Here is a 25224-nt window from a genome sequence, read left to right as displayed (position 1 = left end):
GTTAAGCGGATCCCTTGTTGCAATGGCCCCGCGTTCTCTTAAGTCGATTTCGCATCCCTTGTTGGCGGAAAGGCAAGGTCAGAGGGAGCGTGTCTTGGCCCTGAAAAATCAGATCGAAGCGATCCTCTACTTAAAAGGGCAGCCCCTGGAGCTATCCGCCCTGGCCCAGTTGGCCCATTGCAGTCGCGACGAAGCCTACGATGCGCTGCTGGAATTAATGGAAGACTATGCCCATCGCGATTCTGCCCTGGAAGTCCTACAGGTGGGGGAAGGGTTTGCCCTGCAGTTGCGGGAGCCGTTTTTGGAGCTGGCCAACCGGCTCTTGCCCCCTGAGATTGGGGTGGGTGCCACCCGTACCCTGGCCACCATCATTCTGCGTGGCCCCCTCTCGCAGGCGGAGTTGGTGGAGTTGCGCGGCCAAGGTGCTTATCAGCACGTGGCAGAGCTGGTAGAAAAAGGCTTCGTTACCCGCTATCGCAAAGAAGGCTGCCGTTCCCCTTGGTTGCGGGTGACCGATAAGTTTCATCGCTACTTCACAGTAGATGAGCTGGCCAAAAAAGCAGCAGAGGCGGCTTCTTTCCCCGAAGAATAAACTTTCCCCAACTGCAAAATGAGGGATCCCTAACTCCTCTCTCCCAAAGGGAAAGTGTCTCAATCTGGCTTGAAATAAAAAAGGATCCCCTGGTCGGGGATCCAAATCGAGGGGAGCGCAGCTTCGGCAGAGAAGGGATCAGCCGAAAGTAGGTTCGATTGCTGAGACTTCTACTTGTTGGGCTGAGGGGTGACCCGCAAATAGGGCTTAATTTCCTTGTAGCCTTTTGGGAACTTCTCTTTCAGCACTTCCGGATCTTTCAGCGAAGGCGGAATGATGACATCGTCACCGTCTTTCCAGTCGGCAGGGGTGACGACATTGTACTTATCCGTCAGCTGTAGGGCATCGATCACCCGCAGGAGCTCGTCGAAGTTGCGGCCTGTGCTGGCCGGGTAGGTAAGAATGAGGCGTATCTTCTTGTTGGGATCGATGATGAACACCGAGCGCACCGTCAGGGGCAGCCCTTCTTGATTGAGGTTGGTTTGATCCAACATGCCGTAGAGCTGAGAGACCTTGCGGTCTGCATCTGCCAAAATGGGATAGGTCAAAGTGGCGTTCTGGGTTTCCTCGATGTCCTTTACCCAGCCGACGTGGGAGTCCACATCGTCCACACTGAGGGCGATCACCTTCACACCCCGCTTTTCAAATTCGGGCATCAGCTTCGCAACAGTGCCTAGCTCCGTGGTGCAGACCGGCGTGTAGTCGGCGGGGTGAGAGAACAACACCACCCAGCTATCCCCGGCCCAAGAGTAGAAATCGATTTCGCCGTGGGTAGACTTTTGCGTGAAATTGGGAGCAGTATCGCCAAGTCGGAGAGACATACGCTCTTGATCCTCCGTAAAAGGGTTCAATCCGGTGAGACAGGGATCCGGATCCTTCGACCCGATCCCTTCCGATCTTGCCACATAACTCCACTTTTCCGAGCGGATTGCAGGTGATTTTAAGATTCTTGCTGGCGGGAGGGAGTGCTCCTCCTCTTCCCTGACGCCTTGCGCCCAGGCAGAACGTAAACAATTGCTGCGCGGATCTTAACGTTCCTTAAGTTCTTTGCTGCAGCGGTAGCCCCCTAGAAGTATGCTAGGTAGCACTAGATCCTCTGACGTAAGGTAGGCCATGGAAGAATTGAGGCAAGACGCAGAAACCGTTACACCTTGCAGCTTGGCCACCCTGTGGGCGCAAAAATATGTAGACAAGCTACGGGCACAGGCTGCCTTGGGCGAGCTGCCAGGCGCCCCTCTAGCTGACAAGGTGAAGGGATCTTTGCGCTTTGCCAGCTCCCAGGCCTGGGCGAAGACGGAGCGGCTCTTGGCTGCTGAAATACCGAGGCAGCGGCTGGATCCGGACTTGATTGATCCCTGGCAAATTGCCGAGGATTCCCAGGAGTTATTTGAAAAGGCAGCAGCAAGTTGTGGGGAGGGCCTCTCACCAGCCCGCTTTTCGGTAAAGATCGCGCCATCTTGTGGCCAGCTGCGGGCTCGCTACAGCAAGCCGGATCCGCGGGTACTTGGCTTTTTAAGCATGCAATTTCACTACACGGGGCAAATGGTCCTGCAGGCTCTGCTGCCCCAGGAGCGGGGTCTCTTCCACCCCTACTTGAAGGTTATGGATGACCACCTGTACATGCCTTTGCAGAGGATGTACGAGGCCGCTGCCGCCCAGGCAGGCGATCACTTTTCTGCGCCTTTGGCTGCTATTCAAGAGCTCTTGCCCCTGGTTACCAGCGTGGCAGAGTCCATTTGTGCCGAGGTAGCCCAACGTTTTCCGGACTATCACTGCGAAAGCGGTCCTTTGACAGATCTGAACGTGCGGATTTCCAGCATCCGCGATGTGGAGATGTTTCAGGTGTACTTGGGCCTCTGTGCCCTAGAAGGCAGCATGGCGGCTATCCAGCAGGAGCTGTTTCCCCTCTGTGTGATGCTCTACCCCCCTTTGAAAGTGAGCTGGGAGCTGGTACGGCAGATGCTCAAGCTCTTGGATAAGGTTCTGAGGTCTGGTCTCAGCCAGGCCAGCTATGCCGTCCTGCTGCCCTACCTCCAGGCAGTGCAGGGTATGTTCTCGCTGGAGGTTTTTCCTGAAAATGACCCCATCTGGAGCCATCATCCCGATGTGATGCGCTTTATGGAGACGGCGCAGAATCTGTTGCAAGAATTGCTGGCTCAAAAAGCTTAAAGGCCAGTTAACGCCACCATTCCTATTCCCGCTCGCGACCTCCCAGTTACGCAAGGAAGGGAACATTGGCAGTTGCTGCTCAGCCTGCCTGCAGCTTGGGATCCACCAGCTCGGCTACGAATTGGTGCAGGATGGTGACATAGCGCTCTCTGGCCACCTGCAGCAAGTTGTTGTGATCGGCTCCCTCGATGGGCACCAAGCGTTTGGGATCCCGTGCTGCTTGGTAAAGGGCTTCAGCATGCCAGAAGGGGATTAGACGATCCTGGGTACCGTGCAAAATTAGCAGCGGGCAATTGATCTTGGCCATGCGGCTGAGGTTGTCGAAGCGATCGAAAGGTAGCAGCGGGATGCGCGTCAAGACGCGGAAGGCAGTCACGAAAGTAGATTCCAGGATCAGGCCGCCCACTGGTTTTTGCGCTGCCAGGTAAACCGAGGGCCCGCCCCCTACTGATCTTCCATAGACCAAGATCCGCTCCGGCGGGATCCCTTGGGCAACTAGGTAAGTGTAAGCGGCCTCGATATCTTTGTAAGCGCCGGCCTCGGAAGGGATCCCTTCGCTGGTGCCGTAACCGCGGTAGTCGTAGGCCAAGACGGCAAACCCAGCCTGCTGCAGGCCCACCAGGCGGGGCAGGATATCCCCCAAGTCTTCGGCGTTGCCATGGCTGTAGAGGAGGGTGTAGGCAGCGGCGGGATTGGGCAAATGTACCGCTGAAATCTGTAGCCCATCAGAGGTCGTGAGCTTGAGAATGGCATCCCCATCTCGATAGCTGGCGGGCTGGGGCAGAAAGATCAGCCGCTCCGATTGAAACCAGCCCAGCCAGAGCAGGTAGCCGTACACCACCAGCCCGACCAGCAGCAAGGATCGCCCCACGCGCAGCCATGGGAAGGATCCCCAAACTAGTTGTAGGAGATCTCGGTGGGGCATTGACAGGAAGGCATCGACAAGTAAGTTAAGCTCAATTTGCGGCACTTGCCCAAGGTTCTGCGCTGCTTACAGGCAACCCCTTTCCCATAAGGGAAGAGGGGAGCAGGAAAACTGCATCCTTCAGGGCTCCGCTTGAGAGAAAAAGCATTTCCAGGCACAAACCCCAATCCAGTTGACAAGGGTGTGGGCGACAATGGTGACCAACAGGTTTCCCGACAGCCACAAGCCAATCCCCATGAGGATACCAACCCCGCTGGCCCAGACGGCATAGGGCCAGCCCTGCCATCCCAGCCAATGCAAGGCGCCAAACAAGAGGCCGCTCAGCAGGATCCCGCCTGTCCACCCTAAGGGGCTGGCCACCAGAGCTGACAGCAGCACACCGCGAAACAGCCATTCCTCGCTCCAGCCCGGCAGCAGGCCCACCCAAAGGATATCTCCCCACTGCAAGGGATCCGCCACCCAGTGTAAGTAGGCAGTGGCTGCCCGACGATAGGCTGGCCAGAGCCGGTAAACCCCGCCGCTGAGCAGAGCCACCCCCAGTCCCAGCCCTGCCCCCCACGCCAAGGCCAGGGGATCCCAGCGAAACGGCACGGGAAAGGAGGATCCCAGCCAGATCCAGAGACCCACAATGAGAGCCGAAAACAGGGTGGTGATGCCCATTCCATTCAAGATCTGTTCGCGTGTGCAGGGCTGAATCTGGGAAGTCATGGAGGGGATCCCTAGGCTTCGAAGTCCGGAGGGTTAACAGCAGCTGCTGTTTTTATCATCGTTTATCTCAGCGGTCCTAGGTTCACGGCAGGTTGACAGCAGCTACAGAGCGTCCCTCAAAACTGCCTCAGCTTGTAAGCCAGCATGGATATGAGCCTTGAGTGTGACCAAAGGGACTCAATCGCCCCCTTGCTCTGTCTTCTGAGCCTCTGTGTAGCGCTTGATAACCTCTCCGGAAACTTGCCCCGCTGTACCCGCGTAGTAGCTTGGGTTCTACAAATAACCACCCCAGAGCCTCTTTTTGAGTTCAGAATGTCTCCCAAAGAGAGCAGGAGCCGTGGAACTTTTAATACCTTGGCAACGACCGCCGGAGCCGCCTTGGGAGAAGCAGAAAGAAAAACGTGATTCAAGGCTTAGAGTAGAGAAGGGCTTCCAAGCTTTTACCCTCAGCCCGGCTATACCCCAAATACCCACACCCGAGATGGGTGCAAAGTGCTCCGCACCACGGACGCGACCGAGCGGCGCATTCACCAAGCCATTCAAAACGCGCAGGCTCGCTTCGACAGCGACAAGTTCGCCGACAAATTTGCCCAGCAACTGCGGGGAGAGCCGGGGAACTGAAGAAAAGCGAGCAGGAATGGCTCAGTCGCCTGGGAGCCTTGGGCAACCCAACCAACGGCGGATCTACTGCTGGCCAATTCAAATCTGCGGTGGGATTGTTTTCTGGAGAGTTGCCGCTACCATTACACTTTGAGCGTTGCCACCGGAAACTCCCCGGCGGGAAAAGAAGAGGGGGCTGCGTCCAAAGTGGGGAATTAAGGTCATGTTCCAGCGTATTGCTCTCGGCTCTGCTGCATTGGGATTGCTTCTGGCCATACCCGTCCTTCCCAGCCACGGGTTTGGAGAGCCCCGGGTCGTTCCCGATACCCCGTTCTACTTCGACAACCACCGCTTCGATCGCTACCCAGATGCGGTTGTGGTGCGGGTGGTCAACGGCGACACCCTAGTGGTGCAAATCGAAGGGGAACAGAAGATGCGCCTAATCCGGTTGGCCGGGATCGAGGGTCTCAGCCCGGAAGAAAACCCCTATTACCAGCAAGCCATTGAACTGATGCGGGAGCGCATCCTCTACCGCACCGTCAAGCTGGAAGGGGATAAGTTGCTGCGCAACGTAGATGCTACGGGCTTGGTGGAGGCCTATGTCTGGTTAGAAGGCCATCAGATGAACGCCATGTTGGTGCGCAATGGCCTGGCCCGCATCATCCCCTACAGCCACAACATCAAGTACGACAGCTACTACGGTGGCCTACAAGAAAAAGCCCAGCAGGAGCGCCTTGGCATTTGGAGCCGTCTCTGAGTTGGCTTTATACTGAACTTCAGTTCTTTAATCTTCAAGGGAGCAGAGAGGAAAGAGCTTCTCCCTTCTCTCCCGTTACTTCCTCTAGGTTATGCCTAGCCTGCCTTGACGGTTGAACCCACCCCAGCCCCCAGGGATCCCAATCGCTGGGTGAGGCGGCTGCCTCTGGTGACCGGCCTTTTGGGCAGCGTCCTTTTGGTTATTAATCGACTGGCCTTTACGCCGGAATTGCTTACCAGCCAGTCCCGTTCAGATGCCTTGGGGATCCTCCTCAGCGCCGTTTTGATCCTGACCGGCCTGCTGTGGCAGCAGATCCAGCCTCTTCCACCCCAAACGGCCCCCCTGCAGGGGATCCCCGGCTGTGATTGGCATCCCGATCTTTCCGAAAGCGAGAAACTGGAGCTGGCTTGGGCCTCCCATACCCTGCTCAGCACCACCGCCGCCCGCACCGTGGTGATCTGGGTGGGTGGGCGAACCCTCCTACAACGGGGGATCCTGGCCAACCCCGGCCAGATGCCCTCCATTCAGCCCAAGAGCGTTTTGCAGCGGGTTTTGCAAACGGGGCGACCCGTCTATCTGGTGGATCTCAAGCTGTTCCCGGCCCGCGCCGAGTTCGATGGCCTGTTGCCCCCCGGATCCCAGGCCGTGCTGTGCCAGCCCATCGGCCAGCGAGGGTGCTTGATTTTGGGGAGCGATACCCCACGCAGCTTCAGCCGGCAGGAGCAAACCTGGATTGCCGCCATTGCCGACAAGCTAGCAGCCACCCTACTCCCCTCTCCCCCTGGGAGAGGGGCTGGGGGGTGAGGGCACACTCCCCCTGGGAGAGGGGCTGGGGGGTGAGGGCTAGGCGGCGCTCTCCAAGCTCACCTGGAACACTTCGCTGAAGGCTTTTTCCACCTTGTAGCCGGAGTCGATGGTTTCCAAGGGATCCTTGCGCAGGCGGTGACGCAAACACAGGCTGATCACCCGACGGATATCGGCGACGGTGACCTCGCTCCGCCCTTCCAAAGCCGCCAGGGCCTTGGCAGCCCGGTTGGTGACAATGTCTCCGCGCAGTCCATCCACCTCCAAAGCCGCACATACTCCGGAGATCTTCAAGCGCAAATCGGGATCCACTGCCACGTTGGGCAAAAGATGTTGGGCTTTTTCGATGCGTTCCCGCAGGCGCTGCTGGGAATCGGCATACTTGGCCAAAAAAGCCTGGGGATCGGCGTCGAACTGGCTGCGCTCCTCCACGATCCGCACCCGCAGGGCAGCATCTCGCACCGTTTCGATCTGGACGAACATGCCAAAGCGATCCAGCAGTTGAGGCCGCAATTCCCCCTCTTCCGGGTTGCCGGATCCCACCAGCACAAACCGAGCCGGATGACGAATGGAAATGCCCTCCCGTTCCACGGTGTTCCAGCCTGAGGCCGCCGCATCCAGCAACACATCCACCAAGTGGTCATCCAGCAAGTTGACTTCATCCACGTAAAGGATGCCTCGATTGGCCTTGGCTAGTAGCCCCGGCTCAAAAGCCTTCACCCCCTGAGCCAAGGCCCGCTCAATGTCGAGAGTGCCACACACTCGGTCTTCTGTTGCCCCCAAGGGCAGATCCACCATCGGCACCTGGATCCAAGTGCTTTCCAGCGTTTCTCCCGCCTGCAGGCGTTCCCACACTTGATCGCTCATCAAGTCCCGCTGCCGTGGGTGGCTGTTGAAGGGATCCCCTTTCACCACCTCGATCCGGGGCAGCAGGTCGGCCAAAGCGCGAATGGTGGTGGACTTGCCCGTGCCGCGATCCCCCATGATCAGCACCCCGCCAATGCGCGGGTCGATCACGTTGAGGAGCAAGGCCAATTTCATCTCCTCTTGGCCGACGATGGCCGTAAACGGGAAAACCGGGCGACGTTCCAAATGCATAGGGGCAATAACCAACAATTCATCCCCATTATCCCAGAGGCCACTCCCTTCTGGGTGTCAGATAGGCTGGAAAGGGACTGGAACTGGAACCTAAAGACCAGTTTTCGGTCAAATGGAAAAGCAAGCTCAGTTGTCAGCGTGGACGACGCCCTAGGCTTTCACAGAGAGAAGCAGATAGGATCGAAGCCCGCGGGGTTCATCAGAGTGTTGAACCGGCGTGGGGCCGAAAGCTCACAAAAACCCTAGGCAACCTGAGCAACATTTGGCGGGTGGGGAGACATCAGCGGTGTCAGGCAAAGCAAGTCGGAGATGGTGGACGGCATTTCCAATCCAAAGCGTGGTCCAAAAAGGGCTGGTGGGTTTGATCTGGGTTTGCACTTGGATCCCTGTGCTGACTGTTTCTCTTGCCGTGGCTCAAACCCCCACCACCTCTGTGGTGTTGAGCGATGAGCAGGTAACAATGTACGCCCGTATCGTCTTGGAGATGGAGCCCCACCGGCAAGAGGCCCAAAAGCGCTCCCAAGCCACAAACGACCCGGCCAGCAAAGATCAAATCCGGCGAGAATTCATCCGCACCGCGACCGAGATCATCACTCGCCACGGTATGACCGTGCCCGACTACAACCGCATTACCCTCCTGATTCGCTCCGAAGAGGGAAAAGCTTTGCAACAGCGCATTGAGGCCGAAATTCTCCGCCTACAAAGCGAGGATCCCCAACCGCCAGCCCGATAAAAGTGACTGGTAAAAGTGACTGGGGCCGGAGAATGAAGATAGGCTGGAAGCGAACGTTGGTGTTCATCCAGGCGAGCGGGGGAAAAAGATGAACGAGCCCATGTCGCCGTCAGTACGGGCGGCTATCGAGCGGATGAAGTCTCGTTTGCGCATGACTCGTCGCTTTGGGTTTTGGTTCCAGGCAATCTTGGGGGCGACGGCGCTGCTGCTGTGGTTTGGCTTTTTAATCGGCCAAAATACCGTCTATCGAGATGACTCGCTGGGGGCTGTCATCGCCTTCTGGTTCACCTTGTTTACATTGCTCACCCTGGCAGCCGGTCTATTTTTCAACTGGCGCTACTTGCTCCACGCGGAGCGCCGCTCAGCTTCTGCTGATGCCCTAAGCCAATTGGATTTGCCCAAGCAGTTGCAGTTGGTCACCTATGTCAGCCTCATTGGGGCCTTCCTTGCTTTGATTGGTATGGAAGCCCAAGTGGGCGAGCTGTTGGCGCGCATGTTTTCCCGCACCCAGGCCAACCAGGTGACAGGAGTGCTGCTGCTGGCCGCCAACATCAACGTGACGTTTGCCCACTTCGTCTGCTTGGCAGGGGTTCTCTGGATTACCGGTGTCCTCGACCGCGAACCCTAGCGCCGGATCCCTGGCCCAGTTTTGGGAGTCATTGGCATTTACGTTTTTGACCAGTGACAAGACGGCTTGTCGCTTTTGCCGGGGTATAGCAACAAACCCCCCAACCTGGGAGAGGAGCTGGGGGGAAGCACCTCGGCCCTGCCTGAGTTTCCTCCGGACAAGACCTCAGCAGGAGCGATGGCTTCACTTGAAGCCCACTGCCGCTTGCCAGACAAAGGCCAGCAGGAAAAACAGAACAGGGATGATCGGCAAAATGTCGATCAGCGGGTCAAACAATTCATAGCCTTCCGGCAAACTGGCCAGGAGCATCATCGCTGACATGGCAACAAACCTCAGGGGAAAACGCGGCTGAAGGAACTGCTTTTTTCAGAATCGAAATAGAGTGTAACATCACCAAGCAGGGATCCCGGCCAAGTTCAAGAAACTTGACATACCCCCCTGCCTACAGGCAAGGGATTCTGGTTCCTGGTTCTGCGACAGCACTTACTGTGTTGGGTTGTCCCTCCACGACAGCGGTGCTTATTTCCCCAGGCGTTCCCTCTTCCGTTCGCGTCAGCCTAAAGAACGCCAATGTTAGAGAGGCCCAAAACGACCCCCACTCCCAACAAATGGCCAAAGCTGGCAACCCCGATGACTTCCGGCCAGGTCATTCCCAGTACCGGCCCAGTCTCTGAGGCCACTCCAGAGGAGGATTTGAAGCTCAGGTAAGCCAGCCCTGTGCAGAGCAGAATGATCACGGCGTTCAGGGGGGACCAGGGGCTGGTTTGAGCGGTCAGAGCCAACAGCGCAACAACAGGCATCATGGTTTCCATCCTCAGCTCAGGTTAACCGACCCTTAGATTACCCCTCCTGCTGGGATCCCCTCGCAATCTGCACATGAATTGCAACAAAACCTCACACTACGGCTTTTCTCTGGCTTCAGGGGCAGTTTGCCGTTGCCGGGATCCTTCGGGAATCCTTGGCCAGGAGAGGAAGGTGCCCCCATGGCTGGGGTTGTGAGGAAAATAAGGCTTGGGCTGAGAAGCTGGGCAGGTCTCTGCCGTATACTAACGAAAGTTAACAAACTTATCTCTTCGATCTCTTTTCGGTGTGATGACTGGGACGCGCTGCCTCGACCCATCCTCTCTGTCTGCACTGTGCGCACCTAAGGATGGCTGCCGATGACTGTTGCTGCTACTGCTGAACCAGCCCAAAAACCTTTCGCATTGCCTCGTGAGCTGTTGGGGCCACCCTCGGAATTTTGGAATCCCACCTTGCTGATGTTTTTGGCTGCGGTGGTGCTTTCGGCCTCTTGCTTTGGCGGGTACGCCTTTTGGCACTGGCCCAAATGGATGGTGTTCTGGCTCAATTTTGTGGCCCTCTATGTTCTGGGCACGGTGATTCACGATGCTTCCCATGGCTCGGCCCACCGCAACCGCTTTCTGAACGAGGCACTCGGACACGGCTCTGCCCTGTTGCAGGGTTTTGTCTATCCCGTCTTTAAGCGGGTACACATGCAGCACCACGCCCACGTCAACCATCCTGAAGACGATCCCGATCACTATGTCTCAACGGGAGGGCCGCTGTGGCTGATCGCGCCGCGGTTTTTCTACCATGAGGTGTTTTTCTTTAAGCGGCAGCTCTGGCGGAAAGGTCGCTGGGATCTGCTGGAGTGGGGCTTGAGTCGGCTGGTGGTTATCCTGACCTTTGGTCTGGCCAGCTACTTCGGCTACACCGACTACATCATGAACTATTGGCTACCCCCTGCCTTTATCATGGGGTTCTTGCTGGGCTTGTTTTTTGACTACCTGCCCCATCGCCCTTTTCAATCCCAAGAGCGGTGGTACAATGCCCGCGTCTATCCCGGATGGCTGACCAACATTCTGCTGTTGGGGCAAAACTATCACCTGATCCACCATCTCTGGCCTTCTGTTCCCTGGTACAAATACCAAGCAGCCTACTGGGCAGCCAAACCTGAGCTGGACGCGCGCAACTGCCAGCAAACGCTGGGGATCTGGGAGAAGGGAGAGTTTTGGGGCTTTTTGTACGATGCTCTGATCGGTCTGCACTGGCACAAGCCCACTTCAGCTCACCCCGCTGCGCCAGCCAATCCAGAATCGGAGGGATCCCCTGCGGATCCACAGCCCGGCTAGCATGGTTTGGCCAACGCTGCAAGTCCCGCAGGTGCTGCTGTTTGTGGAAGCGGCCAGCCTGTTGCAGGACTCTAGCCAGGTTTTGTTGCAGGCCGGTCGGGCAACGGCAGATTTGCCGGAGTTGATTGCAGAAGCGCAGGCGCGGGCCGAAGTCCAGGTGCAGCTCCTTGGGATCCCCGCAGACTTGCGGGCACAGGTGCGAGGGATCCTCAGGTTGACCTCGCCTCAAGAGGTGTTGGCCTACTTGCAGGACTTGCTGGACAGGGGATCCGGCCCGGATTTGGAAACCTTTTTGGAGCAGGCGGGATCTGCCTCTACGGTGCTGCGCTTTCCCCCTCTGTTGGTGGGGGCTGTGGCTCTGGAGGTGGTGCTGGAGCGGTTGGACTTTTCCCCAGAAGAGCGGGCTGTGGTGCAAGCCCAACGGGATCAATGGGAACAGGCCCTGGCGGAATTGGCCATCCACCACAGGGTTTCCCCAGAGCCGCTCCGGGCCACTGCCGAGACGGTGCTGCGGGCTGCTTCAGCAGAAGAGCTGCTGCAACTGGGGCAGGATCTTTTTCAAGATCTCCAAGATCTCGCTGCTGCCGATTCTGAGCCAGAAGCCGAGCCCCAGGTGGAATTGGCGGGGCCTCTGCTGTTCATGATGGTGGCCGATCACCTGTTGGCCCAAACAGAGTATCCGCTGACCCCGGAGCAGCGGCTGGACTTGCAAACCAATCGCGCCGCGGCAGAAACCCGCTACTTGGCCATGCAAAAGTTGGGCCGCATTGAAAACTTGGCGGAGCAGCAGGCTTATATTCGATCCTGGATTGACCAAGCTTCCGTACCGGATTTGCTGCAGGCTTTGGATCGCTTTTTCGCGGCGTCTGAACCCAACTCGTGAGGCCCAGAGATCACCAAAGGTTTGCTATCCCCTATCCTGGAAGCAAAGGGATCCCACTTGAGGTGCGAAAGTGGACTGGGGCAGCCTGTTCTGGATTTTCCTGATCTTCAGCTCTTTGCAACCTCTGCTGAACCGTCGTGCCCAAGAGTTCCGGCGCTTGATGGCCATTCGGGAGTTGGAGCAAAAGCGGGGCAGCCGGGTGATTCTGCTCATTCACCGCCAGGAGTCGATCAGTTTTTTGGGGATCCCGGTTTCCCGCTACATCAGCATCGAGGACTCCGAACAGGTGTTGAGGGCAATTCGCCTTACCCCACCCAATACCCCGATTGATTTGATTTTGCATACCCCTGGTGGCCTGGTGCTGGCCACGGAGCAAATTGCCCGCGCCCTGATCCGCCATCCGGCCAAAGTGACAGTGTTTGTGCCCCACTACGCCATGTCGGGGGGGACGATGCTGGCCCTGGCCGCCGACGAAATCGTCATGGATGCCAATGCAGTCCTGGGGCCGGTGGATCCACAGTTGGGGGGGTATGCTGCCGCCAGTATTCTGCAGGTGGTGGCGGATAAACCCATTGCCGAAATCGATGACCAAACCTTGATCCTAGCAGATCTGGCCCGCAAAGCGATGCAACAGGTACAGAACTTCGTGCGGGATCTCCTGAAGGACGATGTGCCCAAGCGCAAAATTGCCCCCGAACGCATCGAGCCCCTCATCCAGTACCTAACCAGTGGACAAGTTACCCACGACTACCCGATCACTGCCGAAGAAGCCCAAAGGTTGGGCCTGCCCATTTCTACCGAGTTGCCACCCCAAATCTATGCCCTGATGGACTTGTACCCACAGGCCACCATGGGCCGCCCTTCCGTGCAGTACATCCCCATCCCCTATGATCCTCGCCCCTCTCTGCCCAGGGGAGGATCCCGCTCTGGCTTAGGGTGAACTCTTGGCGTAAGCTTCCATAGCTTCCAGGCGCAGCCCCCCTGCCCGGCGAAACAGCTCTTGTCCGGTGTGCAGATGGCGGTCGTCGAAGTTCAGGGGGAAATACTGCAGCTCCTCTAGAGCGTCCTCTAGGTGGTTGAGGGCGTAGTAGAGGCGAGAAGCCACTCCCCCCAGGCTGCTGGGATTGGGGAGGCGGCCAAAGATCTGCTGGGCTTGGGCCAGTTTCTGCGCACACTCTTCCAGATAGTCAGCAAAAGACTGCAACAGGTCGGGATCAAAGGGATCCGCCGCCAAAGCATTTAACTGAGGCTTTAGGGAAGACAACAAGGGCCCCAACACTCGGTTTAGAGGGGTGTAGACCTGTCGGATCCAGGCTGCACGGGCGATGGCTTCGTGGCTGACGGTTTCACGGGGGGATCCCGTCGGCTGAGGGCAGGGTGAGGTGCGGCTGGAGTGCAATTGCCGGTCGTATTCGCGGCGAGATTGGGGATCCTTGAGCACCGCGTAGGCAGCGTTGATCTGGCGGATGCGCTCAGCGGTGGCCCGATCTTTTTTGGCCAGCAGGCTATCGGGATGGTGATACTTGACCAAACGACGGTAGGCAGACTTGATCTCCTCCGCCGTCGCCGCCACGGAAACGCCCAAAACTTCGTAATGGGATCCGCTCTCCATACTCCCCAGGCCTGCCGGAAAGAAAAGAAACTTCCACATTGTACCTGCAGCCTAGAATAAAGGTGAGTTTTCCGGTGCTGCCCCATGTCTTCCGCCTCGCCCCAGGGATCCCCCCATCCTTTCAGTGCCCTCTTGGGGGCCGCCATCGCCGTCAGTTTGGGCTACGGGTTCTTTCAACTGCTGCTCTCGATGTTGGCCAAGTTGCCGCCAATTGAGGTGGAGATTGGATCGTTGGCCCGCGGAATCAGCATTCTGGTGCGCTACCTGCTGGTCGGTTCCGTTTCCCTGATTGCCTTCATGTTTGCCATGGTGGGGTTGGGGCTGGCGGCCTATTGTGTGCAATTGCTGGGAGAGCGGCTGACCTCCTCTCAGCGCTGAACCTAGGGGCACAACCTCTGGCCGACTCGTTGGGCGTTTATCATGATGAGCCAGCTTCTTCTCAGCGCAGCACCACCTTGGGGGAGAGCAACAAAGTCAGGGATCCCTGGCGGTAGTCAATCCGGCCTTCGGCAAAGCGCACTTGGGCTAGGCCTGCTTTTTTGAGGGTGATCGCGTGGGCGTTGGCCGGGTTTAGACCAACAGCCGCTTGTACCCACAGGCTCAGATCCGGCTGGTGACCGACTAGAGCCAAAGACGCCAGAGGTTCCCGCTCTGCTTGCCAGCGCACCAGGTCAGCAAAACTGCCCCCCGGAGCCAGCGGTTCAAACACCTCCACAGCTTCGGCCAGGTTCTCGTCCAAAAAGATCTCAGCGGTCTGTCGAGCCCTCACCAAGGGACTGGTGAGCAGGAGATCCCACCTCCAGCCCATGTTCTTGAGCTGGCGGGCAACCTTGCGGCAACGCTTGCGACCTTCGTCTGTAAGGGCCCGAAAGGCATCCTCGACTTCTGGCCGGGGTTCCTCGGCTATGCCATGGCGAATAAAATCCACAGCCAGCTCCTGTCGGGCAGTCTGCTTTTCTGCCGCCCCCTGATGGTGCTCCGCGCTGCTAACGCGAACGCTCTCCTGTTGTTCAGACCCAGAGACCATAGAACCCCGTCCTGTCAGCGCGAACGGCACTGTCAAATCTTGACTGCCAAATCTTGGAATAACTGTAACTCTCCCAGAATACTGTGGGAAAAAAGCCCACTCCCTCTACGGCAGCACTCCCGCGAAAAAACCGGAAGTCATGAAGAAGACGAGGGGTTATGCAGTCGCTGGCTGACCAGAGTGCGCCCCTCCTGGGTGTAGAGCTGCCAGTAGTTCCAGTAGTTGCCAAACACGGACTTCACATAGCCCCGGGTTTCGGGGAAGGGGATCTGCTCCACAAACACATCCGGATCCCCGAAGCCAAAGCGGTTCAGCCATCTGGCCACGTTGCCGGGGCCACCGTTGTAGCTGGCCAGGGCCAGCAAGGTGTTGTCTTGATAGGTGCGGTGGGTGTAGTCGAAGTACCAGGATCCCAGGTAGAGATTGTCGGCGGGGTTGGTGAGGCTGTACTGGGCCAGGCCGACCTGCTGGGCAATCCAGCGGCCAGTAGCGGGCATCACCTGCATCAAGCCCAAAGCCCCCGAGGCCGAGACGATCTCCGGCTCAAAGCGGGATTCCTGCCGGATCAAAGCCGCCACCATCAAGGGATTGAGGTTAAATTGCCGTGACCAGTGGGCCAAGCCGGGTTGGGCGTAGGGATCCCCGCTCCAGGAATTGTCGGGGCCCGCATAGTAGTGCAGCGGATAGATGGCCTGCCAGAAATCTTGGCGCTGCCTCAACGTCTCCAGCAAGGGATCCGGCTCTTCGCTAAAGCGCAAAGCAGCCACCTGGTTAATGCCCCGCAGGTGCTCTCCGGCGCTGTTGCGCAAAATGCCCGTAACAAAGCGCTCGGCAACGCTCATCTGGCGGGGATCCCGCTGCACCGGAGTTTCGCCCTGCCAGCGTTCCCAGGCCAGTTGGCTGGCTCCCATCAAATGCAGGGTTTGCGTAACTGCAGAGACCCCTGGCAACGGTTGGCGCACCGGCTGAAAATCCACCTCCACTCTTTTGCGCCCGCTGTAGAAATCCCCCACCGGCCAGCCCAGTTGCACTGCCGACCGCCAGCCGTAGTAGGTGTGGGGAAACTGCCGCAGCACCTGCCGATAGGTCTGCCGAGCCGCAGCCACATCCCCCTGCTGTTCCCGCCATTTGCCCGCCCAGTAGAGCAGTTGTGCCCCCATTTCCGTGTCCCGCTGAGCAGATCCGATCTGTTGGGCCAGGGCGATGGCTTGGCTGAGATTGCCTGCTTGTGCTTGGCTCCAGGCCACCGTCCAGGCGGCATTGGCTGCAGCTTCGCTGGCCGGAAAGCGATCCCAAAGGGCTTGCCGGGTGGCTTGGGCCGATTGGGGGCTGGCGTTGCGATCATAGAGCTGGCTGAGGCTGAGCAACGCCTCTGGAGCTTCTTTATCTGAGCCGGATCCCACCTGTCGGAGGAGTTCAATTGCCGTCGGCAGGTCGCTCAGTTCCGCCAAACGGCGGCGGGTGAGAGAAGCCTCTGGCCCATCGGGAAACTGTGCCAGCAGCGCTTGGTAAGCCGCTTTGGCCTGGGGAAACTCCCGCGAGATCTGGTGGCTGCGGCCCCAGCGGTAGAGGTTCTGAGAGGTGGCGGGGGCACGCCCATAGGCCCGGGCAGCTTTGCCGTACTCCCGTTGCTCCCAGTAGGCATCGGCGAGGATCTGCCAGTCGGAAGCCGTGAGGGATCCCTCCTGAGCCTGCCGCCAGCGATCCAGCAGCGGCGTTAGCCCAGGGGTTTGCGGGTGATGTTGGGCCAAATCCCGCAGCAGGTCATAGCGGTCGGGGTTCAGCTCTAGCAAATGCTTGAGGGCACGTCCGGTCAGCGGATGGGTGGGAAATTGCTGCCGCAGCCGATCCACCTGGCCCATCCCCCAGAGGGCGTAGGCGGCCACAGGACTGTGGGGATATTCCTGCAAAATCTGGGGCCACCAGATCCCTTGGGCTGTTTCCTTGTCCTGCAACTGTTCATAGGCTTGGGCCCTGAGCTTCCAAATCTCTTCCCTCAGAACCGGCAGGCTCTCTTCCAGCCCCTGCAAATGCTTCAAGGCAGATTGCGCTTGGCCGGCTTGCAGCGCTGCGTAGGCCCGCAGAAAGGCCGTTGTGGAAGTTTGGGGCAGTTGCGTCGGATCCCTGCCTTCTCGTGCAGAGGCCACTTCTACGGTTTCTGCCCAGGATGAGGTGTAGAAGCCCCAGACAGCTCCACCCAGAGCCGCTCCTGCTGCCAGCACACCGGCAGCCCATCTTGTCCAGCGTCGTTGGCTGCTTGTCAGGATCCCCATGCTTTACCTCCCCACCACCTCTGACCTACGATACTCAACCTGACTGCGTTGAGTCACCAGACAACTCGATACTTGCGAAACGGCTGGAAAGCTCACCTGGCAAGCGGTCACCGAGCATTGGGGCCAGACGATAAGCAGGGAGAGGAGCAGTTCTTTCCTCAAATCTTCAAATTTCAGACAGCAGTGAAACAGCTCATTTCCCCAATTGCGGGATCCCTGTCGGGCTTTCGCTGCGGTACACCTTGGCCCCGACACTGCGCAGCTTTTCATCAATGGCTTCGTAGCCCCGGTCGATGTAGTGCAATCCGTGGATCGTGGAGCAGCCTTCAGCCGCCAGACCGGCCAACACCAGGGCCGCACCCGCCCGCAGGTCGGTAGCCACCACCGGAGCGCCGGAAAGGGACGGCACCCCTCGGATCAGGGCCACTCGGTTCTTCAGGCGAATATCGGCTCCCATGCGATTCAGCTCGGGAATGTGGTGCATGCGGTTTTCAAACACTGTCTCCTCAATGGTGCAACTGCCCTCGCTCAAGGCGGCCAAAGCCATGATCGGCGCCTGCACATCGGTGGGGAAACCGGGATAGGGCAGCGTTTGAATATCAGTTGCCTGACAGAGCCAGCCTGAGCTCAGTTGAGCTGGGGCAATGCGCAACCGGTTTGGGCCCTCTTCTTCCACCCGCAGACCCATGGCTTGCAACTTGGCGATCACCGCCCGCAGATGATCGGGAATAACAGGGCCAACTGTGAGGTGAGAGCGGGTAATGGCCCCGGCAATGAGATAGGTGCTGGCCTCAATGCGGTCGGGAATGACGGTGTACTCTGTTCCATGCAAGCGGGGCACCCCTACCACCACAACCGTATTGGTGCCGACACCGCGAATGCGGGCCCCCATGGCTTGACAAAAACGGGCTAGATCCGCCACCTCCGGCTCTTGGGCGGCGTTCTCGATCACCGTTTCTCCATCCGCCAGCGTAGCGGCCATCATCAAGGTCTCGGTGGCACCGACGCTGGGATAGTCCAGGTAAATACGGGTTCCCAACAGTTTACGGGCATAGGCATGAACCACCCCATGCTCGATTTGGACCGTTGCCCCCAAGGCTTGCAGACCCCGCACATGCAGATCCACGGGACGAGACCCAATCGCACAGCCACCGGGCAGGGGAACTCTGGCCACCCCCAGCCGCGCCAACAGAGGCCCTATGATGAAAAAGCTGGCCCGCAACTGGCTGACCAATTCATAAGGGGCTTGAGAGGTTTTGAGGGAGCTGGCATCCAGGTCCAGGGTATTGCCAACATGGGAAACCTTAACTCCCAGCGTGGCCAGGATCTGCCCCATGCGTTCAATGTCCAGCAGACGCGGCACGTTGTGAATTCGACAGGCCTCAGGAGCCAAGATGGCCCCGGCCATCAGCGCCAAGGCAGAGTTTTTTGCCCCGCCAATAGGGATGTGGCCACTCAGGGTCTGCTTGCCAATGATTTTCAGCACTGGCCCCATCATCTCTGGCGCGGTTGCCATGCCGGTCTGGGGCGGCGTCAGGCCAGGCTCTAGGGGATCCGCCCCGCTGACGCGATTGTCAAAACCTTTCAATCTCCCTCCTCACCCACAAAAAATAGGCGAACCCTTCTCAGAGAATACTCTGGGGATCACAGCAGCGGCTAAACTCGCAAGCCAAATTGGGTGTGAGGAAGAAGTTCCCATGGCTGTGCTTCTATCCTGCAGCAGCGGACAGGGGAGCGGCTAGGCCAGTTCACCAGATGCAGGCTCTCAGCGAAGGCAACTGGGGGGCAGCCCAACAGCAGGGGGCGGTATGATGGATGCTCAGGGGAAGTGCTTGCAAGGAAAACAGGAAGGAGACAGCCGATGATCGCCACTCAAGTCTCTGCCCAAGAGTTGTTTCGGGCCGCCTATGAAAACCGCTACACCTGGGATCCCGCTTTCCCGGGCTACAGCGCCGAGGTCACCTATTGGGATGGGGAGCGCACATTCGTTGGGCAGGTGCGAGTGGGAGCAGACCTAAAGGCCACTGTTACCGGCGTAGAGGATGAGGAAGCTCGAAAAGCCATTCACAACCAACTCTGGGAGATTGCCATTCACCGGGTGCGCCGCAGCTTCGACGAGACCCATGGGAACAATACCTTCCGCTATGGCCAAACCCTGCCCGATGGCACAGTGGAGATCCTGGTGGGGGGCAAAGCAGAAGGGGATCGCTACCACGTGCGCGATAACCAGGTTACTATGGTGCACCGGCATATCCACGGAGTGGTGGTTACCATCCACACCTTCAGCAGCCACGATACCGGCGAAGGCTATCTTTCCCACCGCTACGATTCCGTCTATCACGATCCCCAAACGGGCGAGCAAAAAGGCGGGCGCAGCCAATTCGAGGATCTGTACACAAAAGTGGGCAAGTATTACATCCTCTCGGAGCGGCGTATCCAGACGGAGACGGAAACCGGCCCTGTGGAGAAGCGCTTCACCTTCAGCAACTTGACCTTGCTGGACACTGGGGCGTGAGCGACCCGGCATTGCTCTCTGCGGGGTAGGGGGCCAGCTCTCCCGTTCGTCACTGTTGGGCAGCTACCGGGAGGCTGAGTTCACGCCCTTCTTGGCGGCCAAGCCTTTCTCGATAACGGGAAAGCCGATTTGTAGGCTTTCAAGCTTTGTTGCAGAACGATCCTCCCGGTTAGAAAAAGCAAGAGAGCCTGAGCTATGCTTTGAATATTCTCCCGCCTGCGATTGGCATGGACAACACCACAGCAAGACCCGACCCGGATGCCGAAGCCCCCATTGGTGCCCCTGAACTGATCATTCGCCCCGCCCAACTGGGGGATCTGGAGGCTGTGGAAGAGATTTTGGCGCAAGCCTTTGATGAAGAGTACAGCAGCCGCTCGGTGGATATTCGTCGCCAAGTGCGGCGGTTGCGCCAGTGGTATGGGCCCCTGAAAACCCTGACCCTGTTTCCCAATCGCTTCCAGCACATGTTTACAGTGCATGTGGCGGAGCTGAAGGGCAAGATTCAGGGGGTGATTCAGGTTTCCCCCTTCAACCATTCCCGCAGCACCTGGCGGGTCGATCATATCGCAGTGGCGCCCTCTGCCCAGCGACAGGGGGTGGGATCCCGGCTGCTCAAGCACTGCATGGAGCACTTTCGGGAAGCTCGCACCTGGATCCTGGAGGTGAACATCCACAACAAGGGGGCAATGGCGCTCTACCGGCGCAACGGCTTCCAACCCTTGGCTCAGATCACCTACTGGTCGATTCCAGCCGATATTCTGGCAGCTCTCAGCCAGCACGAGCCCAAATTGCCCAACCTGGTGCCGGTGACCAACCGGGATGCCTATGCCATCTACCAACTGGATACGGGATCCATGCCGGCCACTGTGCGCCAGGTGTACGACCGTGAGGTGAACGATTTTCGCACTAGCCCACTGGATTGGCTTTTGGAGCAGGCCAAATGCGCCATTAGCCAGACGGAGCGGGTGGAAGTGTGTGTTTACGAGCCCGAACGCAAAACCGCCATCGGCTACTTCAACTTGAAGTTGGATCGCACCGGGCAGCAACCTCATGTGGCCAAGCTTACGGTTCACCCTGCCTACACTTGGCTTTACCCCGAACTCATGGCCAAGATGGCCCAGCTTACTCAGGCTCATCCGCCGCAATCTCTGGCCTTGGCCTCCACCGATTACCAGCCGGAACGGGAGGAGTTCTTGCTGAAGCTGGGAGCCCAGGATGTAGAGCGGACGTTGCTGATGTCGCGTTCGGTGTGGCACAAAATCCGCGAAAGCCGCTTCTTTAGCTGGGATAGCGCCTATCTCAACGCGGTGTTGCGGGGATTGCAGGTGAAGCAGCCGGTGCCGGAGCGGTTTGAGGGGCCACCGGAAGGCTGGCTGGAGCACCACTTTCATCCCATCAGCCCAACTGAGCCGGATCCCAGCTCTGGTCGCGTCGGCGGTGCGGAGTCCTCACCAAGGCACTCCAGAGACTCCCAATCTGAGACTTCTCCACCCCCTAGCTAAGGGAGAGAGAGCCCCAATCCTGGCTTGCTTGCACCTTGCGAAAAACGGATGAAAGACCCGAAGGGCAATTCTACTGCGGATCCCTCTTGGCGGGCGCTGATTCAGGCGGCACTGCACCGGAACCGTAGCGATCCCGGTGTGCGGTATTTGCAATTGGCCACGGTGGATCCCCAGGGGCATCCGCGCAACCGCACGGTCGTTTTCCGGGGGTTTTTGGGCGATACCGACCGCATTCAATTGGCGGTGGATAGTCGCAGCGAGAAGATCCGACAAATTGCCCACTGCCCCCAAGCCCAGATCTGCTGGTATTTCTGCAAAACCCGCGAGCAATTCCGCATCGCTGGCACCCTTGAGGCCATCGCCGCCGATCATCCGGATCCCCAGGCTCAGCGCCAGCGGCAGCAGTTGTGGCAACAGATATCGGAAAAAGGACGGCTCCTCTGGTTTTGGCCGGAACCCAAAGGGCCGCTCGCCCCGCCAGAGGCTTTTATTCAAGAGTTGCCGAAAGAGAAAGATCTGCTGCCTCCGCAGACCTTTGTGGCTTTACTGCTGGAGCCAACGGAGGTGGATCACCTACAGCTTAAGGGGGATCAGATCTATCCCCAATTGCGGACAGTGTACGAACGTACCTCCCAAGGGTGGCAGCGTCGGGCTGTGAATCCCTAAAAGGGATCCAAACTTGCTTAGCCTGGTCTGGAGTGGGGGATCCCTTCTTTCCTTGACGTTCCCCGAAAGCCCAAAGAATAGAGGAATGGACGTGTTAACGTAGCTGAACGATCGTGTTCTGCACGGTGGGGGCGTTATCCTCTGATGGAACTCTGTACGCGTATGGCTGGTCTATCAGGGGTAGGGCAGCAGTTGATGCCTTTTGTCTAACTCGACACGTATCACTTTGGCTTGCAGTGGTCTCGATGTGCGTCTTGATCTGCTCATTCGCTCAGGCTGTTGCCTCTTTTTTCGCCGGCGGCCCATTGCTGAACAGAGCTTTGAGGGGCAAGGGATCCCTAGTGTTGTCTGTCGCTTTGGTTGGGGTAGGGGTTCTTGTGCAGGGATTGAGAGCACAAACTCTGGAGAAACCGATGCTGGAAGCCTTGGAAGATTCTGTTGAGGGGAATGTTATCCCTGTTCTGCCCTCAGAGCCTGTCTTATCCCCCCAGGCTGCCCCCACCTCCGCCCGTACGGGACCCTTTCGGGTCGGCAATCGCACGCCCCATCCGGTTCGGCTGGTGATCTTGATGCGCAGCGGCGAACGGATGATCAATCCGGAAACGGCCCACTGGGACTTTGCCCCTGGAGAGGGGGGGAGCGAGGGATTGCTGCTGAGCTTGGGAGAAGAACCGCTGCAAATCGGCCCCGGAGACATTGTGGTGGCTTTCGCCTTGGATGGAACCCGCCGCTATTGGGGGCCCAATGTGGTGGGAGAGTCTCTGGCCCCGTTTTGGGATGGGGAGAGCGGCTCCTGGTCGATGATCTTGCAGCCTTAGGGTGCTCCGCGCGCAGCTTGGACATTTGCAGCGGTCACCTCAAACTCCTCTGGGGCAACTTCTCCATTCCTCACTCTTCTGGGCCAAAGGGGGAGGATCCAAGCAACAGAACATTTTGAGAACAGTCTCCAGACCATAGTCATTTCAAGCTAGATTGAGACACTCCCCAAGCGCTCTGTGCCGCTGCCGCGACCAACCCCAGCTCTTCTCCCAGAGAGAGAGGGAAGTTAGGGAACAATGCAACAGAAATGTTTCATTCCTGTTTAATAATGACTACACAAGTGGCTGCGCAGTTTATAGCTCTGTAGGGTGTTGGCCAGCAGCATCGTTACCGTCATCGGCCCTACGCCTCCCGGTACGGGCGTGATGGCAGCGGCCAACTCTTTGACCGCTTCATAGTCCACATCTCCCACCAATTGCTCGGCTCCGGCAGGGGTCTCGATGCGGTTGATGCCAACGTCGATGACCACCGCGCCGGGTTTCACCATGTCTGCCCTCAATAGGCGGGGGCGGCCCACGGCCATCACCACAATGTCGGCGGCGCGGGTCACTTCTGCCAAGTCGGGGGTGCGGGAGTGGGCTAGGGTGACCGTCGCATCGGCGGCCAACAACATCAAGCTCAAGGGCTTGCCCACCAAGATGCTGCGACCGACCACCACTGCCTTTCGGCCTGCAATCGGGATCCCTTCTGCCTGCAACAGGCGCATCACGCCCAAAGGGGTACAACTGCGTAGGCCGGGCTCGCCGCGCAACAGCCGGCCCAGGTTGAGGGGATGGAGTCCATCCACATCTTTGTCGGGATTGATGGCCAGAAGGGGGGGGATGGGATCCCAGCCGGGGGGCAGGGGCAGTTGGACGAGGATGCCATCCACCCGCTCGTCCTGATTGAGTTGGTCGATGGTGTCGAGCAAATGGGCAGGGGAGTCTTGGGCGGAAAAATGTCGGCCAAAAGAAGCAATGCCCAACCGCTCACAGGCCCGCTCTTTGCCACGCACGTAAGCCGCACTGGCGGGATCCTCTCCAACCCGCAGCACTGCCAATCCCGGTGGCCGCCCCACCTGGGGTATCCAAGCTTGCACTTGGGCGGCCATCTCCGCTTGCAAGCGGGCGGCTAAGGCTTTGCCATCGAGGATCTTTGCGGGCATGGGGGCGCAAGGATAAAGACAACCATCCAACGACCATCCATAGTGAAGCAGAATGGCGACAGCAGTGCAGGGGGAATGATCGGGTGGGATCCCTAGAACGCTTGAGAGTCTTCTTCCTCTTGGCCCAATTGCTCGATGATGATCTCCACCTGCTGCCGCTTTTGCTCCAGGAAGTCCGCGCAGGTTTTCAGGGTTCGGGCGGCCTGTTGAAAGCGCTCCACCACCTCGGCCAGATCCAGCTCCCCCGATTCAATCTGGGCAATCAAAGTTTCCACTTCGGCAATGGCTGCTTCATAGCGCCACGGCTCCTCACGTTTGCGGCGGCTCATGGCTCTCCTCTACTCGTACCCATAGGCTTCCCGAGGCCAGTTGTATCATCAGGCGGGTTTGGGGAGGCAGGCGATGGGTGCGGATCAGGGATCCCTCTTCATCTCGCACCAAGGCATAGCCCCGTTTCAGAATGGCTTCGGGATCGAGCGCTTGGAGGCGATCTTGCAGGGCCTGTTGGTGCTGTTGGCGTTGCTGGAAGCGATGGCGCACGGCTTGGAGCAGGCGATGTTGGTGTTGGGTCAAGCGATCCTGAGCCTGTTGCAACAGCCGCTCTGGATGCACGTAAGCCAGGTGGTGTTGGGCCTGCTGCAAACGCTGCTGGGCTTTTTCCAAAGCTTGGCGAGTGCGTTCGATCAACTTCTGGCGCAACTGGGATCCCTGACGCTGCAATTCCCCCAGATCCGGCACGATCCGCTCGGCAGCTGCCGTTGGGGTATGGGCGGCGTAGTCGGCAGCGTAGTCAGCCAGGGTTTCATCCCGCTGGTGGCCAATCCCGGTGACCACCGGGATCCGACATTCGGCAATGGCTCGCACCACCCGCTCATCGTTAAAACAGGCCAAATCTTCGCTGGCTCCACCGCCCCGCGCCAAAAGAAGCACTTCCGCCCGCCCATCCTGTTCCACCCGGCGAATGGCCCGCACAATTGATTCCGGGGCCGCCTCCCCTTGCACTTGAGCTGGGGAGAACAGCACCCGTAGCCCGGGGTAGCGCTGGTTGAGGGTGCGCCGAATATCTCCCCAGCCGGCAGCGTGGGGGGAACTGACGACGGCAATGCACTGGGGATGAACAGGCAGAGGTCGTTGGTTATCGAACAAGCCCTCAGCACTGAGGCGGGCCTTGAGCTGTTGAAATCGCAACGCCAACAGCCCTTCCCCGGCAGGCAGCAATTGCCAGATGACGAGGCGATAATGGCTGCCGCCGCTATAGATGCCAAGTTGCCCAAGGGCAAGCACCTGTTGCCCCACTTCCGGCCAGAAGCTGAGCCTGGAAGTTTGGCCCTGCCAGACCACCCCCTTGAGAACGTCACCGGTTTCCGGATCGACTAGGGTCAAGAACAGGTGGCCATTGCGGTTGCGCTGGCAACTGGAGACTTCCCCGCTCACCCACAGCCTGACCAAGTAGGGATCCCCAGCCAGCAGCGATTTCAAATAACGGGACACTCCCCCCACCGAGAGCAGGGGAGCTTCATCCGTGAGCAAAAACTCCATCCCACTGCTGCGGGCGGCTAAAGTCACTTGTAAACTACCCGACCCTGACTACTTCGCAGTACAGGGCGGGCTTAAGGCCTCCGGCCCGCTGGCGCGAA

Annotated in this window: 28 protein-coding genes; 15 read left to right on the top strand and 13 right to left on the bottom strand. The window is 58.6% G+C overall.

Annotated elements, in window-relative coordinates; genetic code table 11:
• Positions 1 to 94: 94 nt before the first annotated feature.
• The gene (gene scpB / locus NW839_RS01310) at positions 95 to 592 is read left to right on the top strand and encodes an SMC-Scp complex subunit ScpB (RefSeq protein WP_414350273.1); all 498 of its coding nucleotides are present in this window, start codon (positions 95 to 97) and stop codon (positions 590 to 592) included.
• Between the two features lie 170 nt (positions 593 to 762).
• Here scpB and NW839_RS01305 read toward each other — a convergent pair whose 3' ends face one another.
• A complete protein-coding gene (locus NW839_RS01305; protein ID WP_414350274.1) occupies positions 763 to 1413 on the bottom strand; it encodes a peroxiredoxin in 651 nt (216 codons plus the stop codon).
• A gap of 292 nt (positions 1414 to 1705) precedes the next feature.
• On the opposite strand from NW839_RS01305, the gene NW839_RS01300 reads away from it, so the two are divergent.
• Positions 1706 to 2761, top strand: coding sequence for a hypothetical protein (locus NW839_RS01300; RefSeq protein WP_414342724.1), 1056 nt, complete (start codon positions 1706 to 1708; stop codon positions 2759 to 2761).
• Between the two features lie 79 nt (positions 2762 to 2840).
• On the opposite strand, the gene NW839_RS01295 is transcribed toward NW839_RS01300, so the two are convergent.
• Positions 2841 to 3632 carry an alpha/beta hydrolase gene (locus NW839_RS01295; RefSeq protein ID WP_414342726.1) on the bottom strand — a complete coding sequence of 264 codons (792 nt, stop codon included), beginning with the start codon at positions 3630 to 3632 and terminating at the stop codon, positions 2841 to 2843.
• Positions 3633 to 3806: 174 nt separating this feature from the next.
• Positions 3807 to 4394: a lysostaphin resistance A-like protein gene (locus tag NW839_RS01290; RefSeq protein ID WP_414328684.1), complete on the bottom strand. Its 588-nt coding sequence runs from the start codon at positions 4392 to 4394 to the stop codon at positions 3807 to 3809.
• A gap of 492 nt (positions 4395 to 4886) precedes the next feature.
• On the opposite strand from NW839_RS01290, the gene NW839_RS01285 reads away from it, so the two are divergent.
• From NW839_RS01285 to NW839_RS01275, 3 genes are all read left to right on the top strand, one after another.
• Complete coding sequence (locus NW839_RS01285; RefSeq protein ID WP_414328685.1) at positions 4887 to 5015, top strand: hypothetical protein; 129 nt, start codon at positions 4887 to 4889, stop codon at positions 5013 to 5015.
• Between the two features lie 202 nt (positions 5016 to 5217).
• A complete protein-coding gene (locus NW839_RS01280; protein WP_011431781.1) occupies positions 5218 to 5751 on the top strand; it encodes a thermonuclease family protein in 534 nt (177 codons plus the stop codon).
• A gap of 105 nt (positions 5752 to 5856) precedes the next feature.
• Positions 5857 to 6555, top strand: a complete 699-nt coding sequence (locus NW839_RS01275) for a cofactor assembly of complex C subunit B (RefSeq protein ID WP_414350276.1) — start codon at positions 5857 to 5859, stop codon at positions 6553 to 6555.
• Between the two features lie 39 nt (positions 6556 to 6594).
• On the opposite strand, the gene bchI is transcribed toward NW839_RS01275, so the two are convergent.
• Positions 6595 to 7653 carry a magnesium chelatase ATPase subunit I gene (bchI, locus tag NW839_RS01270; protein ID WP_414350299.1) on the bottom strand — a complete coding sequence of 353 codons (1059 nt, stop codon included), beginning with the start codon at positions 7651 to 7653 and terminating at the stop codon, positions 6595 to 6597.
• 388 nt (positions 7654 to 8041) lie between these two features.
• Here bchI and NW839_RS01265 point away from each other — a divergent pair, with 388 nt between their 5' ends.
• Both NW839_RS01265 and NW839_RS01260 read left to right on the top strand, forming a co-directional pair.
• Complete coding sequence (locus NW839_RS01265) at positions 8042 to 8386, top strand: DUF4168 domain-containing protein (RefSeq protein WP_238376835.1); 345 nt, start codon at positions 8042 to 8044, stop codon at positions 8384 to 8386.
• 88 nt (positions 8387 to 8474) lie between these two features.
• Entirely contained in the window at positions 8475 to 9014 is a 540-nt protein-coding gene (locus NW839_RS01260; RefSeq protein ID WP_414332564.1) for a DUF3611 family protein, read from the top strand.
• Positions 9015 to 9197: 183 nt separating this feature from the next.
• Here NW839_RS01260 and NW839_RS01255 read toward each other — a convergent pair whose 3' ends face one another.
• Both NW839_RS01255 and psaK read right to left on the bottom strand, forming a co-directional pair.
• The gene (locus tag NW839_RS01255; protein WP_414350277.1) at positions 9198 to 9335 is read right to left on the bottom strand and encodes a photosystem II reaction center protein K; all 138 of its coding nucleotides are present in this window, start codon (positions 9333 to 9335) and stop codon (positions 9198 to 9200) included.
• A gap of 236 nt (positions 9336 to 9571) precedes the next feature.
• A complete protein-coding gene (gene psaK / locus NW839_RS01250; protein ID WP_011431775.1) occupies positions 9572 to 9817 on the bottom strand; it encodes a photosystem I reaction center subunit PsaK in 246 nt (81 codons plus the stop codon).
• A 357-nt stretch (positions 9818 to 10174) separates the two neighbouring features.
• On the opposite strand from psaK, the gene NW839_RS01245 reads away from it, so the two are divergent.
• The 3 genes from NW839_RS01245 (at position 10175) to NW839_RS01235 (ending at position 12969) form a co-directional block, all read left to right on the top strand.
• Positions 10175 to 11146, top strand: a complete 972-nt coding sequence (locus tag NW839_RS01245; protein WP_414350279.1) for a fatty acid desaturase — start codon at positions 10175 to 10177, stop codon at positions 11144 to 11146.
• A 1-nt stretch (position 11147) separates the two neighbouring features.
• On the top strand, positions 11148 to 12029 hold the full coding sequence (locus tag NW839_RS01240) for a hypothetical protein (RefSeq protein ID WP_414350281.1): 882 nt from the start codon (positions 11148 to 11150) through the stop codon (positions 12027 to 12029).
• Between the two features lie 70 nt (positions 12030 to 12099).
• Positions 12100 to 12969: an SDH family Clp fold serine proteinase gene (locus tag NW839_RS01235; protein WP_414350282.1), complete on the top strand. Its 870-nt coding sequence runs from the start codon at positions 12100 to 12102 to the stop codon at positions 12967 to 12969.
• On the opposite strand, the gene NW839_RS01230 is transcribed toward NW839_RS01235, so the two are convergent.
• Entirely contained in the window at positions 12961 to 13680 is a 720-nt protein-coding gene (locus tag NW839_RS01230) for a J domain-containing protein (protein ID WP_414380444.1), read from the bottom strand. The genes NW839_RS01235 and NW839_RS01230 overlap by 9 nt on opposite strands.
• A 45-nt stretch (positions 13681 to 13725) precedes the next feature.
• On the opposite strand from NW839_RS01230, the gene NW839_RS01225 reads away from it, so the two are divergent.
• A complete protein-coding gene (locus NW839_RS01225; protein WP_414350285.1) occupies positions 13726 to 14019 on the top strand; it encodes a DUF3082 domain-containing protein in 294 nt (97 codons plus the stop codon).
• Positions 14020 to 14080: 61 nt separating this feature from the next.
• Here NW839_RS01225 and sixA read toward each other — a convergent pair whose 3' ends face one another.
• The 3 genes from sixA to murA form a co-directional block, all read right to left on the bottom strand.
• Entirely contained in the window at positions 14081 to 14668 is a 588-nt protein-coding gene (gene sixA / locus NW839_RS01220; protein ID WP_414350286.1) for a phosphohistidine phosphatase SixA, read from the bottom strand.
• A 137-nt stretch (positions 14669 to 14805) separates the two neighbouring features.
• Positions 14806 to 16941 carry a transglycosylase SLT domain-containing protein gene (locus tag NW839_RS01215; RefSeq protein ID WP_414350288.1) on the bottom strand — a complete coding sequence of 712 codons (2136 nt, stop codon included), beginning with the start codon at positions 16939 to 16941 and terminating at the stop codon, positions 14806 to 14808.
• 193 nt (positions 16942 to 17134) lie between these two features.
• Positions 17135 to 18457: a UDP-N-acetylglucosamine 1-carboxyvinyltransferase gene (gene murA, locus NW839_RS01210; protein WP_202943714.1), complete on the bottom strand. Its 1323-nt coding sequence runs from the start codon at positions 18455 to 18457 to the stop codon at positions 17135 to 17137.
• A gap of 345 nt (positions 18458 to 18802) precedes the next feature.
• On the opposite strand from murA, the gene NW839_RS01205 reads away from it, so the two are divergent.
• The 4 genes from NW839_RS01205 to NW839_RS01190 all read left to right on the top strand — a co-directional run bounded on the left by NW839_RS01205 (position 18803) and on the right by NW839_RS01190 (position 22442).
• Entirely contained in the window at positions 18803 to 19456 is a 654-nt protein-coding gene (locus NW839_RS01205; RefSeq protein WP_011431766.1) for a DUF3386 domain-containing protein, read from the top strand.
• Positions 19457 to 19683: 227 nt separating this feature from the next.
• A complete protein-coding gene (locus NW839_RS01200) occupies positions 19684 to 20958 on the top strand; it encodes a GNAT family N-acetyltransferase (protein WP_414350290.1) in 1275 nt (424 codons plus the stop codon).
• A 48-nt stretch (positions 20959 to 21006) separates the two neighbouring features.
• A complete protein-coding gene (locus tag NW839_RS01195) occupies positions 21007 to 21624 on the top strand; it encodes an Npun_F5749 family FMN-dependent PPOX-type flavoprotein (protein ID WP_414342653.1) in 618 nt (205 codons plus the stop codon).
• A gap of 344 nt (positions 21625 to 21968) precedes the next feature.
• Positions 21969 to 22442 (top strand): hypothetical protein, encoded by a 474-nt coding sequence (locus NW839_RS01190; protein ID WP_414350292.1) that lies wholly within the window; start codon positions 21969 to 21971, stop codon positions 22440 to 22442.
• A 263-nt stretch (positions 22443 to 22705) separates the two neighbouring features.
• On the opposite strand, the gene folD is transcribed toward NW839_RS01190, so the two are convergent.
• From folD to xseA, 3 genes are all read right to left on the bottom strand, one after another.
• Positions 22706 to 23587 (bottom strand): bifunctional methylenetetrahydrofolate dehydrogenase/methenyltetrahydrofolate cyclohydrolase FolD, encoded by an 882-nt coding sequence (gene folD / locus NW839_RS01185; protein ID WP_414350294.1) that lies wholly within the window; start codon positions 23585 to 23587, stop codon positions 22706 to 22708.
• 92 nt (positions 23588 to 23679) lie between these two features.
• Positions 23680 to 23916, bottom strand: coding sequence for an exodeoxyribonuclease VII small subunit (gene xseB, locus NW839_RS01180; protein WP_414350295.1), 237 nt, complete (start codon positions 23914 to 23916; stop codon positions 23680 to 23682).
• Positions 23897 to 25153 (bottom strand): exodeoxyribonuclease VII large subunit, encoded by a 1257-nt coding sequence (gene xseA, locus NW839_RS01175; protein WP_414350297.1) that lies wholly within the window; start codon positions 25151 to 25153, stop codon positions 23897 to 23899. The genes xseB and xseA overlap by 20 nt, the downstream gene beginning before the upstream one ends.
• Positions 25154 to 25224 lie beyond the last annotated feature (71 nt).

The organism is Synechococcus sp. R5-15 (assembly GCF_047462035.1).
Classification (GTDB): domain Bacteria; phylum Cyanobacteriota; class Cyanobacteriia; order Thermostichales; family Thermostichaceae; genus Thermostichus.
Note: the sequence above shows the minus strand (reverse complement) of the source record. Positions and strands in the feature narration are given on the sequence as shown.